The following is a 16,764-nucleotide window of genomic DNA, read 5'->3' as shown; positions in this document are numbered from 1 at the left end:
GAGCTTCGTACCTTTTCGCCGGGCTTATTACGATGTGTAGACTCCGGTCGGGTAATGACAGCCGAGGAAGACCGCACGATACTTCTCATCGGGAGTGGCCCGATCAAGATCGGACAGGCCGCCGAGTTCGACTACTCCGGCGCACAGGCGTGTCGCGCCCTGCAGGAGGAGGGTGCGCGAGTCGTCCTGGTGAACTCGAACCCGGCGACCATCATGACCGACCCGGAGATGGCCGACAAGGTGTACCTGGAACCCATCAACACCGAGGCCATCAGCGAGATCATCCGGAAGGAGAACCCCGACGGGGTCATCGCCGGCCTGGGCGGCCAGACCGGCCTCAACGTCACGGCCGAACTCGCCGAGGAGGGCGTCCTCGACGAGTACGACGTCGACGTGATGGGGACGCCGCTGGACACCATCTACGCGACGGAGGACCGTGACCTGTTCCGCCAGCGCATGAAAGACATCGACGAACCGGTGTGTGCGTCGACGACCATCGCGCTCGACGACGACGAGTCCGTCACCGACTTCGACGAGGAGACGTTCCGGCAGAAGGTCGAAGACGCAGTCGACGAGGTCGGTGGCCTCCCAGTCATCTCCCGGACCACCTACACGCTCGGTGGCTCCGGCTCCGGCGTCGTCCACGACTTCGAGGAACTCGTCGAGCGGGTCCGCAAGGGCCTGCGCCTCTCCCGGAACGGCGAGGTGCTCGTCACCGAGTCCATCGAGGGCTGGGTCGAACTCGAGTACGAGGTGATGCGTGACGCCGACGACTCCTGTATCATCATCTGCAACATGGAGAACATCGACCCGATGGGCATCCACACCGGGGAGTCCACCGTCGTCACTCCCTCGCAGGTCATCCCCGACGAGGGTCACCAGGAGATGCGTGACTCCGCGCTGAAGGTCATCCGCGAACTCGGTATCCAGGGCGGCTGTAACATCCAGCACGCCTGGCGCGACGACGGTACGCCCGGCGGCGAGTACCGCGTCGTCGAGGTCAACCCCCGCGTCTCCCGTTCCTCGGCACTGGCCTCGAAGGCGACCGGCTACCCCATCGCCCGTGTCACCGCGAAGGTCGCACTCGGCAAGCGCCTCCACGAGATCGAGAACGAGATCACCGGCGAGACCACCGCTGCCTTCGAGCCCGCCATCGACTACGTCGTGACGAAGGTACCACGCTGGCCCATCGACAAGTTCACCGACGTCGACTTCGAGCTCTCGACGGCGATGAAATCGACCGGGGAGGCGATGTCCATCGGCCGGACCTTCCCCGAGTCGCTGCTGAAGGCGCTCCGCTCCTCGGAGTACACGCCCGCGGTCGACTTCGGCGAACTCGACGACGAGGAACTGGAGACGGAGTACCTCGTCCGTGCGAGCCCCGACCGGCCCTACGCCATGTTCGAGGCGTTCTCGCGTGGCTACACAGTCGAGGAGGTCGTCCAGCTGACCGACATCCACGAGTGGTACGTCGAGCGGTTCAAGCAGGTCGCCGACGCCGCCGACGCGGCGATGCACGGCGACTTCGAGACCGCATCCCAGGCCGGCTTCACCGACCAGGAGATCACCGCACTGGCCGGCGGCGAGTTCGAGGACACGCACGTCTCCTGGCTCCCGGCCGCACTGGACGCCGACGACGGCGACGAACCCGAAGTCGAGGCCGCGACGGACGGCGCTGGCGTCTCGATCGACACGGTCGAGGCCGACACGACCGACCGTGACTACAAGCTCGTCGACACCTGCGCCGGCGAGTTCGAGGCGACGACGCCGTACTACTACTCGACCCGCGATCCGATCTCGGGCATCGACCGCAACGAACTCCAGATCGACCCCGACATCGAGAGCGTCGTCGTGGTCGGCGGTGGCCCGATCCGGATCGGTCAGGGTGTCGAGTTCGACTACTGTTCGGTCCACGCCGTCCGCGCGCTGGAGGAACTGGGCATCGACGCCCACGTCGTCAACAACAACCCAGAGACGGTCTCGACGGACTACGACACCTCCGACGGACTGTTCTTCGAGCCGATCACCGCCGAGGAAGTCGCCGACGTCGTCGAGTCGACCAACGCCGACGGCGTGATGGTCCAGTTCGGCGGCCAGACCTCCGTCGACATCGGCCACCCGCTCGAACAGGAACTGGAGCGCCGTGATCTCGACTGTGAGATCATGGGCACCTCCGTCGAGGCGATGGACCTCGCCGAGGATCGGGACCGTTTCAACCAGCTGATGGACGAGCTCGGCATCGCACAGGCCGAGGGTGGCACCGCGACGAGCGAGGACGAGGCCCTCGAACTGGCCGAGGAGATCGGCTACCCAGTCCTGGTCCGGCCGAGCTACGTCCTGGGTGGGCGTGCGATGGACGTCGTCTACAACGACGACGACCTCACGACCTACATCGAGGAGGCGGTCCGTGTCTCCCCGGACAAGCCGATCCTCATCGACGACTTCCTGGCCGACGCCGTCGAACTGGACGTCGACGCCGTCGCCGACGAGGACGACGTGCTCATCGGCGGCGTGATGGAGCACGTCGAGACTGCCGGTGTCCACTCCGGGGACTCGGCGTGTATGATCCCGCCCCGGTCCCAGGAGATCAGGGACGTCATGCCCCGCATCCGCGAGGTCACCGAAGACATCGCGGAGGCGCTGGACACGGTCGGCCTGCTGAACGTCCAGCTAGCCGTGCGTGACGGCGAGGTGTACGTCCTCGAAGCGAACCCCCGTTCCTCGCGGACGGTGCCGTTCATCTCCAAGACCACCGGCGTCCCCATCGCCAAGCTCGCCGCGAAGGTCATGGCCGGCGGCTCGCTGGCCGAGCTGGACGTCGCGGAACAGATCCCCGAGCAGGTCTCGGTCAAGGAGGTCGTCCTGCCGTTCGACCGCCTGCCGGGCTCGGACCCACGGCTGGGTCCCGAGATGAAGTCCACCGGCGAGGTCATGGGCACTGCCGGCTCGTTCGGCAAGGCCTACCAGAAGGCCCAGCAGTGTGTCGGCAAGCCGATCCCGCTTTCGGGGACCGCCATCGTCGACCTGCCGGTGCTGGGCTACGAGGAGCACTTCGACGTCAAGAGCCTCGACGACTACGAGGACACCGAGGCCGTTGTCCAGGCCATCCAGGACGGTAAGGTTGACCTCGTCGCCTCGCGTGACCGGGACGTGCTGGAGGCCTGTGTCGAGGAGACGGTGACGTACTTCTCGACCCGCGAGAGCGCCGAGGCCGCACTGGAAGCGATCAACTCCGACGACCAGCCCCTGGCGGTCCAGGCAGTCGACGAGCGCCCCAAGACCCAGCGCGAGTGGGGCGGGCAGTAGGGATACCGCCAGGTCCCAGCGACTTCGTAGTGGTTTCGGCTGGTAACTTCGGCATAACTGCTAAGAGACTGTCGCCGTAATCTTCGCAGACCTTGGTCGCCGGAGTCCCGCTCGGAGGCTGGATCGCCGGAGGGTCGTTGAGCGCCGGCATCGCTGCGCTGGCACTCGCCGGCTATCTGGTCCGACACCGGGGGAGTCCCGGCGTCTACTGGTTCATCTCGTCGATCCTCGCGATCGGTACCTGGTGTCTCGTCTACGGTGTGGGGCTGCTCGTCTTTGCCTATCCCCTGCGCGCACATCTGGAGGCACTGGCGTTGCTGGCCGCGTTCTGGACCGGCCCGCTCTTTCTCATGTTCGCGCTGGAGTACACCGGACGGACGGCAGCCGCCCGGAGCTGGCAGGCCGCGGTGGTGCTCGCGGTGCCCGCAGTGGGGTCTGGACTAGTGCTGACCCACCAGTACCACCCGCTGCTCTGGACCGACCTCCGACCGGCGCCGGTGTTCGGCCTCTCGGTCCCGACCTACGCGCTCGGACCGCTCCTCTACTTCGTCGCCATCTTCGTGCTGGTGTGTACCGGGCTGGGCGCGCTCTTGCTCGTCGAGACCGTCATCAGCTACGGCCCGCTCTACCGGACGGAGGCCACCGCGGTCGCACTCAGTACCGTCCCGCCCTCGCTGGGTGCGTTGCCCTGGCTGTTCGAGTTCGGACCGGCCCCCCAGCTCAATCTGGCACCGATGCTGTTCCTGGCCCACCTGGCGCTGGACGGCTACGCCTTCGTCGGGAGCAACATGTTCGAGACGAACCCCACGACAGAGCGGGCCGCCGAACGCTCGGCCGTCGACGATATCGGGAGTCCGATCTTCGTCCTCGACACCGCCGATCGGGTGGTCACGGTCAACGACGCCGCCGTCGACGTGTTCGAGCTCGACGAAGACGACGTCCTGGGACGCCCGCTTCCCGAGGTCGTCGGTATCGACCCCGACGGCGAGTCGGACCACCAGATCGCCACCGTCACCTGCGACGGGCGTGACCGCCAGTTCACCGTCGTCACCTCGCCGCTGACGGACCCGACGGACCGCGACGTAGGCCGGACGGTCATCCTCCAGGAGGTCACGCGAGAGCGCGAGCGAGAACAGCGTCTGGACGTCCTCAACCGGGTGATACGACACAACCTCCGCAACGAGATGACGGTCATCATGGGCCACGCCCACAACATCGCCCGGCGGAGCGACGACGAGGCGGTCGAGGAATCGACCGAAGCAATCCGTCGGAGCGGTGATCGACTCCTCGCGACCGGTGAGAAGGCCCGAGAGTTCGAGCGATTGCGCGGTAGCCAGGCCCGAACCGAGACTGTCGACCTCACCGAACTCGTGAGTGCCGTCGCGACGGAACTGAACGCCGAGTTCCCGGACGCGACGGTCGACGTCGACCTCCCGGTGGGGGCGACACCGGTCGAGGCGGACCCCCGCGTCCTCTCGCTCGTGGTGTCGAGCCTTCTGGAGAACGCGCTCCGACACAACGACACCGACGAACCGCACGCAGTCCTCGCGCTCGACGACCAGGGTGCCGATGGCGTCGAGATCTCGATCAGTGACAACGGCCCGGGTATCGAAGCCGACGAACTGGCCCCGATCGAGAAGGGGCGTGAGACCTCACTCGAGCACTCGACGGGCATCGGCCTCTGGATCGTCAGCTGGGGCGTGTCGATGCTGGGCGGGGACATCGAATTCCGGACCGACGGCGAGGGGACCGACGTGGCCGTCACTCTCGAATGAACAGGTAACTCGCAGGTTACTACCGCATTTATCTTCGTAGAAAGTGTCTCATATCCTATGGGAGCTGCAATCACTCGGTATCCAGTTGCGACAGGCGCTGGTGACCTCGCCCGCCGGACCACGGTCGGCGTGCTCGTCGCCATCGTCGCGACGCTCTTGGTACGTGGCATCGTCGGCGTCCTCGCGCTCGACGTCGGCCCGATGGGCGCGATGAGCCCGTTCGCCACTGGTCCTATCCTCGGGAGCATCGTCGTCGCCGGCATCGGCGCAGCGGTCGCCTACGCCGCGCTCGTCCGCCTGACAGAGCGTCCGCTTCGGAACTTCACGATATTGGCTGCCGCCGTCTTCGTCGGGATGCTGATCCCGGTGGTCGCTGTCGCCCCGACGCTGGGTGTCACGACTATCGGACAGGCCGTTCTCGTCGTGTTCCACCTCACCGCGGCCGTCCCGCTGGTCGCGTTCGTGGCCGGTGCGGTTCGGCTGTAGCAATCCAGCTGTTTTTTCGATCGGGCTGATTCGAGGGCGACTCTCTGCTCACGGGTCGTCTCCCCGTTCGCATTCGAGGGCCGCTCGGATGTATGGAGACGCTTCGCTACGCTCAGCGTCTCCTACTCCTCTGCCATTGCCAGCACATCGTCGAAGAAGCCGAGCGAGTCGTGGGGACCCGGATTTGCTTCGGGATGGTACTGGCGGGTGATGATGTCCAGGTCGTCGTTCTCCAGACCCTCCGGCGTGTCGTCGTTGACGTTGACCTGGGTCACGTCCAGGCTGTCGCCGGGATCGGCGACCGTGTAGCCGTGGTTCTGGGTCGTCATCACGACCTGGTTCGAGCGCAGGTCACGGACCGGCTGGTTGACCCCGCGGTGGCCGAACTCCATCTTCTCGGTCTCGCCGCCCAGCGCGTTGGCGACGACCTGCTGACCCAGGCAGATGCCCGCCAGCGGAACGTCTCCCACGTAGGTATCGACGAGTTCGCCGGCCTGCTCGAAGTTCTGTGGGTCGCCGGGGCCGTTCGAGATGAACAGCAGGTCGGGATCGACGGCCGCGACGTCGTCCTCGCTCGCGTCGTAGGGGAAGACGTGGACGGTCGCCTCCCGTTCGACCAGCGACTCGATGATCGAGCCCTTCGCACCACAGTCGACCAGCGCCACGGAGGCGCCGTCGCCGTCGGCATTGTGGGTCTGGACCTCGTCGACCGAGACCTGCGCGCCGATGTCGGTGTGGTCGGACATGTGCTTGCACTGGGCGAGCTGTTCGAGCGCGGCTTCCTCGGTGGCGTCGGGGCCGGCCGCGATGCCGCACTTCATCGCACCCTCGTCGCGGATCTCGGTGACGATGTCGCGGGTATCGAGGTGGTCGACGGCGGGGACGCCCTCGCTTTCGAGCCACTCGGCGACGTCGTCGGTCATCTCGCGGGCGACCGCCGCGCGCGGGTGGACGCGGTCGGATTCGAAGCGTTCCTCGCGGACGCCGTAGTTACCGATCAGCGGATACGAGAACGTCAGGACCTGTTCCTCGTAGGACGGATCGGTGAGACTCTCCTCGTAGCCGGTGTAAGCGGTCGTGAACACCAGTTCACCGCGTGCTGTGCCCGGTGCGCGAGCGCGGGCCTCCACGACGCGCTCGCCTTCCAGAGCCACGTATGCGTCTGCCATTACGAGATGCGTATACTATAGTGGCTGATAAGGGTTGCTTTCGAAGTCGAGTTACGAATTTCGTAATCCTCAAGAGGGGGGCCGGGGTAGCGTCTAATCTCGATGGACGAACTCGACCGCGAGATACTCTCGATCCTCCGGAAGGACGCCCGCACCCCGTACACGGAGATCGCCGACGAGGTGGGGACCTCGGAGGGGACCGTCCGGAACCGCGTCGAGAACCTCATCGACGAGGGGATCATCGAGCGGTTCACCATCGCCACGCGAACGGGGAACGTCAAGTCGATGATCGAGGTGGGCGTCGACGTCGACGTCGACACGGCCGAAGTCTCCGACCGCATCGCCGAGTGGCCCGAAGTCGACTTCGTCTGGCAGGTCTCGGGCGAAGAGGACATCGTAGTCGTCGTCGACGCCGCCGACACCGGCGCGGTCAACGATCTCATCACGAAAGCCAGGGAGTTGGACGAGGTCGCGAGCACGAAGACGAGGTTAATCCTCGACGAGCGCGTTGGCTGAGCGGTGCGAGATCGGGCCGCGATCGCGAACCCGTGTCGACGTGGTGACGTTCAGTCTCGCATAGCCTGACAGGGTTCGAGTAACCTCCGTATACGCTCCATTCGGGAGAGTAAGCTGTCACACAGATCCAGGTGAGAGTCGCTAACAAAGTGACAGGAACGGGAAGCAGTGACCGAGGAGTACGCCCCAGGCATGACGAGCATGGACAGAGAACCCCGGCAAAAACGGGGGTACGACCCCCAGACGGGGACGTACCACACACACCACGACTGGACGGGGACGGTTCCGGTGAACTACACCGTCTGTACCGCGGTCGCCGCACTCACTGGCGAGGACGCTGCAGCGATGTCGCCGCTCGCGAAGGCGATCGAGCCGGACGCGCTGGAGTCGCTGTTCGAACCGGAGCGAGCGGGTGGTGATCCGACCGACCACACCACGTTCACCTACGACGGCTGTACCGTCACCGTCTTCCGGAGCGGTCACATCCGTATCGCGCCCTGAGCAGCTCAGTCGTCCGTCAGTCCGTCCAGCAAGGCGATAGCACCAGTCTTGTCCAGCGGGTCGTTGGCGTTGCCACAGTGGGGCGACTGCACACAGGCCGGACAGCCGTCCGCACAGGGACAGCCCCGGAGCATCGACAGCGTCGTTTTCATGAGCGAGTCGACGTCCGCGTAGCCGGCGCGGGTCAGCCCCACACCGCCCGGATAGCCATCGTAGACGAAGATCGTCGGCGCGCCCGTGTGCGGGTGGCGCGGCGTCGACAGGCCACCGATGTCGCCCCGGTCACAGAGGTACTCGAAGGGGAACATCGAGATCATCGCGTGCTCGGCGGCGTGGATGGACCCGGGGAAATCGCCCAGCCCCGTCTCGATAGCTGTCGACTGTCCGGCCGTCGCGTCGTCCGTAGCCGTCACGCGGCGCGCCTCGGCTTCGAGGTCCTCGGGGACAGTGTAGTAGAGTGCTTTCGTCTCCAGCGTGGTCTCGGGGAGGTCCAGCGAGCGCTGGCCGAGCACCTCCCCCGAGGACCCGTGGCGGCGCTCGTAGCCCGTGATCTGCTTGCGCATCGTCACCGACGCGAACCGGACAGGGACGTCGGGGCGGGCCACGAGCGTCCGGTCCTGGTGGTCCGCCTCGACGGTGATGGTCTTGTCGTGGAGCACACGGGTGAAGTAATCCGCCCAGGTGCGGTCTAGTTCGGCGACGCCCGTCGCCAGATCGAGGTCGGTCACCTCGTAGCGGCGCCCCTGATGGTGGTAGATCGCGCCGGGATGGGCGTCCCGGAGTGCGTCCTCGAAGGGCAGCGTCGCGAGCACGTCACCGTCGGCGACCAGTTTCACCTCGCGGTCGTCGACGGTCCGCAGACTCATCTCGTGGTGTGGAGTGCCGTTGGCGAGCCAGCGGATCCCGTCGTCGGTCGTCCGGCGGTCCAGCGTCCCCGCGGCTTCGAGGTCCGAGACGACGTCGGGGAACGTCGGCCCGAAGTGGCGGTCGTCGTCGGGCGAGAGCCAGTTCTCGCGGGCGGCCGCGTGGACGTGGTCCGGCAGGAGCTGGTCGTTTTCGGGGTTGGTAACCGCCCGCTCCGGGGGTTTCTCGAACAGTTCGCTCGGTGTGCGCATGACGAACTGGTCGAGCTGGTCCTCGCCGCCGACCAGGACCACGAGCGCCGGGTCGGTGCCACGGCCTGCGCGCCCGGCCTGCTGGAACGCCCGCATGCGGGTGCCGGGATAGCCGTCGAGCAGGACGGCGTCCAGCCCGCCGACGTCGACGCCCAGTTCCAGCGCGCTCGTCGACCAGACGCCGCGCAGGTCGCCCGACTGGAGGCGAGATTCGAGTTCGCGCCGGCGCTCGTTGGTCAGGGCCGCCTGGTAGGCGCCGACGCTGTCGGCGAGATCGAATTCGCCGCGGTCGCGCAGGTCGCTGGCACTCTCGTCGGCGTACCGTTCTGCCGTCTGGCGCGAGCCGGCGAAGACGACGGTCTGGTAGCCTCGTTCGACCAGGTCGACGAACAGCCGCTTTGTCTCGACGTGGCTGGACTTGCGTCGGCCGCTGCCCCACCCGCCTTCACTCTCGTACTCCGGGGGGTTCCACAACAGCCAGTGGCGCGGCCCGCTGGCGCTCGTGTCCTCGTCGACGAGGGTGAACGACGCCTCGGACTGGCCGGTGACCGATGCGGCGTGTTCGACGGGGTTGCCGATAGTCGCCGAGCAACACACCCAGTCGGGGTCGCTGTCGAAGCGTTCGGCGATGCGCTGGAGGCGCCGCAACACGAGCGAGACGTGGCTGCCGAAGACGCCGCGGTAGCCGTGGACCTCGTCGACGACGACCGTCTCCAGTCGCTGGAAGAACCAGTCCCAGAGCCGGTGTGCGTGCGGGAGGATACCGTAGTGGAGCATGTCCGGCGTCGTCAGCAGGACCGTCGGCTGGCGCTCGCGGATAGCTTCCTTCTCGGATTTCGACTGCCGTCCGGTGTACTGGGCCACGGAGACGCCCGAGGCGAAGCCCAGGCCCTGTGCCAGCTCAGAGAGCGTCTCGGTCTGGTCGTTGATGAGCGCGACCTGCGGCGCGATATACAGCGTCGTCGCCCGCCGGTCCAGTGCTCGCTCGAAGGACGGGACCGTATACGCGAGACTCTTCCCGCTGGCCGTCTCGGTCGCCAGGACGACGTTCTCGCCCGCGCGGGTCGCCTCGATGGCCGCGGCCTGGTGGGCGTACAGCGAATCGATCCCCTCCTCGGCCAGGACACCGGCCACTCGGGAATCGAGGTCGCAGTCCGCCAGTGTCGCGTCACGGGCGGGGACCGTCCGCTCGGCGGCGATCTGTCCCTCGTAGTACGGACGGTCCCGGAGCCACGCTTTGGTGTCGTCCACGCCTGTCGTTGGGGAGCCAGCGGTGTTGAGTCTCGCGGTCGAGTCCTGGCGATCAGTCGTCGCCGGCCGACCGCTGCTGGGGGTGGCTCCCCTCGTCCAGCGCGGTGAGCACATGGTCGATATTCGCCTGGCCGTCGACCCTGACGGTCGTCTGTGCTGCGTCGACGACCGCCTGGTTCCCCGGTGCCACGTCGCCGGCCACTACCACGGCGGCAGCGTCACGTGCGAGTTCGACCGCCCGGCGGCGGGATCGCTCGTCGATGCCGGCGAACGGCGGAACCGTCACCGCTTCGCAGTCCAGCGTGGCCGCACGGTCGGTCGCGACGTCGCCGGCGGGCGCGACGCCGAGTGTCACCGCGACGCCCACGCCTGCGAGTCGTGAGAGCGCGGACGCCGCCGGCTGTCCGGTCCCGACGACGTGGATCCGGCCGGAAGCGTTCGTGCGGTCCGGAAGCGGCGTCACCAGCGGCGCGTCGGTGACCGGGTGGTCCGTGACGAGCGCGGTCGTGTCGAACGCCTCGCCCAGCGTCTCCGCACCGAAGACGTCGCCGGGCGGCCCGGCTGCCTGGATCTGCCCGTCGGCGACGAGGACGAGTTCGTCACAGTACCGCGCCGCGAGGTTGAGGTCGTGGATGGCCGCGACGGCGGTCTTGCCAGCCTCGACGAGTTCCGAGACCAGTTCCAGCGTGCGGACGGCGTGGTTGATGTCGAGACTCGCCGTCGGTTCGTCCAGCAACAGGACCGGCGTCGACTGTGCCAGCGCGCGCGCCAGCAGCACACGCTGACGTTCGCCGCCGGACAGCGACGTGACGCGCCGGTCGGCGAACTCGGCGACCTCGGCCCGCTCCATCGCACGCTCGATGGCTTCGCCGTCCTCGGGCCCCAGCCGGTCGAACCGGCCCAGATGCGGCGTCCGCCCCATCTCGACGACCTGCTCGACGGTGAAGTCGAACGACAGCGTGGTCGACTGGGGGAGGCGGGCGACAGACTGCGCGGCAGCTCTGGCACCGCACTCGTGGATGTCCCTGTCGGCGACGGTCACGCTCCCGGTATCCGGGTCCAGCGTCCCGCCGACGGTCCGCAACAGCGTGGTCTTGCCCGCACCGTTGGGGCCGACGAGCCCCACCAGCGTCCCCTGCTCGACCGCGAGGTCCACGTCCGAGAGCACCCGCTGGTCGGCCAGCGACACCGAGACGTCGACCACGTCGACGACGGGGCCGTGACTCATAGCTCGTGGACCTCCCGCTTTCGCAGCAGATAGAGGAAGAAGGGCGCACCGAGCGCGGCGGTGACGATGCCGACCGGGATCTCCGCGCTGCCCGAGCGTGCGAGTGTGTCCGTCGCGACGAGAAACGAGGCGCCCGCGAGCGCCGCCGTCGGGAGCAGGACACGGTGGTCCGGCCCGACGACCAGTCGCATGGCGTGGGGGACGATGAGGCCGACGAAACCGATGACCCCGGAGACCGCCACGCCGGCAGCCGTGACGACGGCCGACCCGGCCAGCAGGACGCGCTTGCTCCGCTCGACCTCGATACCGAGACTCTGGGCGTCCTCGCTGCCCAGCAGGAGGACGTTGAGGTCGCGCGTGTACGCGAGGAGGAGCAGGAACGGCACAGCGACCAGCGTGAGACTGACCGTCACGTCGGTCCAGGCGGTGTTGGCGAGGTGGCCCATCAGCCAGAAGACGGCCTGTCGCATGCTCTCGCCGCTCTGGAGCAGGAGAAACGAGACGACGGCGCCGAGGAACGTCTGGACGGCGACGCCGGCGAGCAGGAGTGTCGCGACCGGCGTCTGTCCGTTGCGAGTCGCGATGAGGTAGACGCCGAACGTGGCGAGCAACGCGCCGATGAACGCCGCACCCCGGAGGCCCATCCCCCACGGGAGCGCCAGCGGGAGGACGATGAATCCGACAGCCCCGACGGCCGCGCCAGAGGAGACGCCGATGATCGAGGGATCCGCCATCGGATTCCGGAAGACCCCCTGCATCACCGTGCCCGCGGCCGCAAGCGAGAACCCGACGACGGCACCGAGGACGATCCGCGGCAGGCGGACCTGCATCACGATCTGTGTCTGGAGGTCCTTCACAGGGAACGAGAACAGCGAGGTCGTGGTCACCTCGATACCGCCGGCCAGCGAGACCCCGGTCGGGACCGCGACGGCGTTGAGCAGCACCTTCGCCACCGATTCGGGCGGGATCCAGACGGGCCCGATCCCGGCGCTAACGGTGACGACGGCGAGCAACAGCACCACGAGCCCCGCAGACCACGTGATCGTCCGCCCCGCGGAATGCATGGTTACAAGCCCACTTGGAGTAGTTAAATATTTATTGTTCCTCTGGCGCCCTCTAGACGATGCGACGGTACACGACGCTGTTTGTCGGACTGATCCTCGTGACCTCTGCGGTCGGTATCGCGCCGGCGACGGCAACAGAGACGACGACGAGCAACCACTGTAGCTTCCCGGTCACGATGACTGACGCGACCGGGACCGAGATCACCATCGAGGAGCGCCCGGAGCGGGTGACGACGACGAACCCCTCGGCAGCACAGACGATGTGGGAGATCGGCGGCCGTGACCAGGTCGTCGGTCTCACGCAGTACGCCTCGTATCTGGACGGTGCCGACGAGCGGACGAACGTCTCGGCCGGGTTCGGCGTCGACGTCGAGAAAGTCGTCGGGACGAACCCTGACCTGGTCATCACGCCGAACGCGAGTGCGGGCGACGTCCAGGCCCTGCGTGACGCTGGACTGACGGTCTATCACCTCCGTGCTGCGACCGATATCGACGATATCCGGGAGAAGACGACCACCATTGGCCGACTGACCGGGAACTGTGACGGTGCCGAGACGGCCAACGCCTGGATGGACGCCAACGTCGAGGCCGTCCAGCAGGTGACCGCCGACACCGAGTCCCGCCCGAAGGCGCTCTACCCGCTGGGGAGCGGCTTCGTCGCCGCCGACGATACCTTCATCGACGCACTCTTCGAGGTCGCTGGCGCCGACAACGTGGCCGCGCGCGACCACACCGGCTATCCGCAGTTGAGCAACGAGGTTCTGCTCCAGCTAGATCCGGAGATCATCGTCGTCACGCGCGATCCAGGTATCGTCACCAGGGAGCCCTACGCCAGCACGACCGCTGGCGAGCGGAACGCGACGGTCCGGGTCCGAACCCGGGACCTCAATCAGCCGGCCCCACGGAGCGTCGTCACCGCTGTACACAACCTGACGGCCGGCTTCTATCCGGACCAGTACAGTAGTGACGTCTACGTCCCGCGGTCGGCGGTCGAGTCGTCCCGGACGGAGACACCCACCGCGACCGAGAGCCAGCCGATCACCGCGACGCCCGCGGACACGGCGGCGACCGCCACAGACCAGTCCACGACGGCAGCAGTCGACACCGATCCGACCACGACCGGCGGTAGTGGCCCTGGTTTCACCGTTTTCGGTGCGCTGCTCGCGCTGCTCGCGAGTGCGCTGCTCGCGCGACATCGGTAACGCGCCCGAAACACCCAGCCTCGCGTTTTCTGTCAGGTAAGGGGCGGTTAAAATTACCCTTGCGCATGTCGAGTGTTCGTCGAAATGCTCTCTCCGCATTACAGCCTATGAGACGGCCATAAACATACATAACATTCTTAATTTAGGGGTTTCAGTGTCAACGTAGCTCAGGAGATTCCACTATGGATAGAGTACCTGCGGACGTCCTCCCTGACGCACTGTCCCGACGAACACTCATGCGAGGCGCGGCCGGGCTGGCCGCTGCAGCGGTCGCCGGCTGTCAAGGCGACGGCGGCAGCGGTGGCAGCGGTGGCGGCGACGGCGGCAGCGGTTCTGTCGACCCCGTTCAGGACCGCGTCGAAGTTACCCCCAGCGAGATCCAGGAAGGCGGCACCTTCCGGACGGCGGTCGGCGCCAACCCCGACACCTTCGAGTTCGCGGAGAGTTCCTCCGCACAGGCGTCGATCATGCACAACCTCATCTTCGAGGGGCTGACCACGACGAGTGCCAGCGGTGAGATCTACTCGTGGCTGGCCGAGTCCTACGAGCGTGTCGACGTCCAGGAAGCGAGCGCGAGCGATTACACCGACTACATGACCACCGCCCCGTACGCCGAGGGCGAGGAAGGAGCGGTGTTCATCGACACCGACAAACAGATCGTCGTCCAGCATCCCGACAACCCGAGCGATCCCTCCGGCGGCGACGAGGCCCAGATTCTGACCGTCGACGAGGCAGCCGACGCCGTCGCCGACGGTACCTACGGGATGCACTTCCAGTTCCAGCTCCACGAGGGCGTCACCTTCCACAACGGCGAGGAGATGACCGCCGACAACGTAGTCGCCTCCTACAACCGCCTCCAGAACTCCGCGCTTTCGGGCCAGGTGTACGACTCGCTGTTGCACATCGAAGCCGACGGCGACTACACCGTCAACCTCTACGCCCAGAGCCCCGACGCGGCTGCGATCCGTGAACTCGGCGAGTTCCCGATCTACCCGTCGGAGATTACCGACAACGTTGCGCTCGGTGAGATGGACCCCCGCCAGGGGAACACGCCGCTGGGAACCGGTCCGTTCCAGCTCGCCGAGTTCTCGAACGAGGACTTCGCCCGGTTCACGAAGTTCGAGGACCACTGGTTCGAGACCGGGATGAAAGACTGGTTCGACGGCCCCTCGGAGTTCCCGAACGGGCCGGCCGTCGACGAGGTCGACATCTCGATCATCAGCTCCGACGCCCAGCGCTCGGCCGCGCTCCAGAACGACGAGATCGACATGGCCTTCGGGCTGACGGCGAGCACGCTGACCAACTACAAGGAGTCCGAGGACTTCCGGACGGCACCGACCAACGGCGCCGGCTACACGTTCCTGCAGTTCCCGGTCAAGCAAGAGCCCTGGACGAACGCCAAGCTCCGCCGTGCCGTCAACAAGCTGATTCCGCGCCAGAGCATCTCGAACAACATCTTCCAGGGCTGGGAGAAGCCCGCCTGGGTCCCGCTGCCCCCGCTCGCGGCCGGTGCCGGTTCGACCGACTACGAGGCGATGGTCGAGGAGCTCAAGAGCTACAACACCTACGAGGTCGAGGCGGCCGAAGAACTCGCCCAGGAGGCCGTCGACGAGATGGGCATCGAGACACCCATCGAGGTCACGCTGGAGACCAACTCCGACAACGACGACCGCGTCCGGACCGTCGAACTCATCGCCGAGTCGATGAACCAGACGGAGTTCTTCGACGTGACCGTCAACACCAAGGAGTTCCTGACGTTCGTCAGCCAACTGCTGAGTACCGAATACTGGCAGCAAGGAAAGCTCGCGTTCATCGGCCTCTCCGGTGGGTTCAACCCGCACGGCTACGCGAAGTCCGTCCACCACCCGGACAACTTCGCCCAGTGTTGTAACTTCCAGAACATCGACATCGACGAGCTCAATCAGGAGCTCCGGGAAGCCCGCTACGGCGTCGACGTCGTCGAGGACCCGTCGCTCCGTGCCGAGCGCTACGAAGCGGTCTGGGAGACGATCCTCGAGCAGAACGCCAACTCGTACGGCACACACAGCACACTGGTCGGGGTCGTCAACAACAACGTCAAAGGGTTCAACACCTACCCCAGTACCCAGGACGTCGTCGGGTACGCGATGTACAACGCGCCCGACCAACAGGTCACCTACCTCGACCAGTAACGACGGTCGATCCCATTTTAGAACATGAGCCTGCGACGATTCATCGTCAAGCGGTTGTTGTTGGTGTTCCCGATACTGTTCGGTGTCTCCGTAATCACGTTCGCACTGGTCCAGCTGACACCGGGTGATCCGATCGACGTGGTGGTGGCGTTGAACCCGGACATCTCGCCGGCCGAAGAGGCGAGACTGCGCGCCCGGTACGGGCTGAACGACCCCATCTGGTCGCAGTACATCCAGTGGTTGACCGACGTCCTCAGCGGGGACTTCGGGACGGTCATCGCGACCGACCGTGCCGTCAGCGACGTCATCGTCGAGCGGCTCCCCGAGACCATCGCGCTGGGGCTGTTCGGCTGGGTATTCGCGGTCATCATCGCCATCCCGACCGGGATCTACGCGGCCGTCCGCAAGGACGAGTTCGGCGACCACGTCAGCCGCTTCGTCGCGCTGTCGGGGATCTCGATCCCGAACTTCTGGCTCGGGCTGATGTTGATCCTCGTCGGCTCGCTCATCATCGGTGCGTGGCCGGTGTTACCCCCGCGGAAGCCGCTGTATCACCCATCGACGCTGTGGTACCTGCTGTTGCCGGGGATCACCATCGGTACCGCGTCGGCCTCGACGCTGATGCGTATCATGCGCTCGTCGATGGCCGAGGAGATGAACAAGGAGTACGTGACAGCCGCACGAGCGAAGGGGCTGCCCGAACGGACGGTCGTGCTCAAGCACGTCCTCCGGAACTCCCTGATCTCGGTGACGACGGTCGCAGCCTTCCTGACCGCGAGTATCGTCGCCGGGTCGGTCGTCGTCGAGTCGGTCTTCGGCTGGCCGGGACTGGGACAGGCGCTCGTCGGCGCTGTCAGGAACCGCGAGATCGATCTCATCCTCGCGATCACCCTCTTCATCGGGGTGGCGATCATCCTGGCGAACCTGGCGGCTGACATCATGTACGCGGTACTGGACCCACGGATCAGGTACGATTGACA

At 66.5% G+C, this 16,764-nt stretch carries 12 protein-coding genes; 8 read left to right on the top strand and 4 right to left on the bottom strand.

The window, feature by feature from the left end; genetic code table 11:
- The first annotated feature begins 54 nt into the window (after positions 1 to 54).
- The 3 genes from carB to Hhyl2_RS02015 all read left to right on the top strand — a co-directional run bounded on the left by carB (position 55) and on the right by Hhyl2_RS02015 (position 5,567).
- Positions 55 to 3,306, top strand: a complete 3,252-nt coding sequence (carB, locus tag Hhyl2_RS02025; protein WP_483549046.1) for a carbamoyl-phosphate synthase large subunit — start codon at positions 55 to 57, stop codon at positions 3,304 to 3,306.
- 137 nt (positions 3,307 to 3,443) lie between these two features.
- Positions 3,444 to 5,081, top strand: coding sequence for a histidine kinase N-terminal 7TM domain-containing protein (locus tag Hhyl2_RS02020; protein WP_483549045.1), 1,638 nt, complete (start codon positions 3,444 to 3,446; stop codon positions 5,079 to 5,081).
- A gap of 57 nt (positions 5,082 to 5,138) precedes the next feature.
- On the top strand, positions 5,139 to 5,567 hold the full coding sequence (locus Hhyl2_RS02015) for a DUF6069 family protein (protein WP_483549044.1): 429 nt from the start codon (positions 5,139 to 5,141) through the stop codon (positions 5,565 to 5,567).
- Positions 5,568 to 5,689: 122 nt separating this feature from the next.
- On the opposite strand, the gene carA is transcribed toward Hhyl2_RS02015, so the two are convergent.
- A complete protein-coding gene (gene carA, locus Hhyl2_RS02010) occupies positions 5,690 to 6,736 on the bottom strand; it encodes a glutamine-hydrolyzing carbamoyl-phosphate synthase small subunit (RefSeq protein ID WP_483549043.1) in 1,047 nt (348 codons plus the stop codon).
- 102 nt (positions 6,737 to 6,838) lie between these two features.
- Here carA and Hhyl2_RS02005 point away from each other — a divergent pair, with 102 nt between their 5' ends.
- Complete coding sequence (locus Hhyl2_RS02005; RefSeq protein WP_483549042.1) at positions 6,839 to 7,252, top strand: Lrp/AsnC family transcriptional regulator; 414 nt, start codon at positions 6,839 to 6,841, stop codon at positions 7,250 to 7,252.
- Between the two features lie 192 nt (positions 7,253 to 7,444).
- Entirely contained in the window at positions 7,445 to 7,753 is a 309-nt protein-coding gene (locus Hhyl2_RS02000) for a HalOD1 output domain-containing protein (protein WP_483549041.1), read from the top strand.
- Between the two features lie 5 nt (positions 7,754 to 7,758).
- On the opposite strand, the gene Hhyl2_RS01995 is transcribed toward Hhyl2_RS02000, so the two are convergent.
- From Hhyl2_RS01995 to btuC, 3 genes are read right to left on the bottom strand one after another with little or no spacing between them, the layout of a single operon-like run.
- Complete coding sequence (locus Hhyl2_RS01995) at positions 7,759 to 10,119, bottom strand: DEAD/DEAH box helicase (protein WP_483549040.1); 2,361 nt, start codon at positions 10,117 to 10,119, stop codon at positions 7,759 to 7,761.
- A gap of 52 nt (positions 10,120 to 10,171) precedes the next feature.
- Positions 10,172 to 11,347, bottom strand: a complete 1,176-nt coding sequence (locus tag Hhyl2_RS01990; RefSeq protein WP_483549039.1) for a heme ABC transporter ATP-binding protein — start codon at positions 11,345 to 11,347, stop codon at positions 10,172 to 10,174.
- Positions 11,344 to 12,411 (bottom strand): vitamin B12 ABC transporter permease BtuC, encoded by a 1,068-nt coding sequence (btuC, locus tag Hhyl2_RS01985; protein ID WP_483549038.1) that lies wholly within the window; start codon positions 12,409 to 12,411, stop codon positions 11,344 to 11,346. Before btuC ends, Hhyl2_RS01990 begins: the two co-directional genes overlap by 4 nt.
- A 59-nt stretch (positions 12,412 to 12,470) precedes the next feature.
- Between btuC and Hhyl2_RS01980 the strand changes: the two genes are divergently transcribed.
- From Hhyl2_RS01980 to Hhyl2_RS01970, 3 genes are all read left to right on the top strand, one after another.
- On the top strand, positions 12,471 to 13,613 hold the full coding sequence (locus Hhyl2_RS01980; RefSeq protein WP_483549037.1) for a PGF-CTERM-anchored ABC transporter substrate-binding protein: 1,143 nt from the start codon (positions 12,471 to 12,473) through the stop codon (positions 13,611 to 13,613).
- 182 nt (positions 13,614 to 13,795) lie between these two features.
- Positions 13,796 to 15,784 carry an ABC transporter substrate-binding protein gene (locus tag Hhyl2_RS01975; protein ID WP_483549036.1) on the top strand — a complete coding sequence of 663 codons (1,989 nt, stop codon included), beginning with the start codon at positions 13,796 to 13,798 and terminating at the stop codon, positions 15,782 to 15,784.
- A 24-nt stretch (positions 15,785 to 15,808) separates the two neighbouring features.
- Positions 15,809 to 16,762: an ABC transporter permease gene (locus Hhyl2_RS01970; RefSeq protein WP_483549035.1), complete on the top strand. Its 954-nt coding sequence runs from the start codon at positions 15,809 to 15,811 to the stop codon at positions 16,760 to 16,762.
- Positions 16,763 to 16,764 lie beyond the last annotated feature (2 nt).

The sequence above is a fragment of the Haloarcula sp. H-hyl2 genome, from assembly GCF_056934385.1.
Note: the sequence above shows the minus strand (reverse complement) of the source record. Positions and strands in the feature narration are given on the sequence as shown.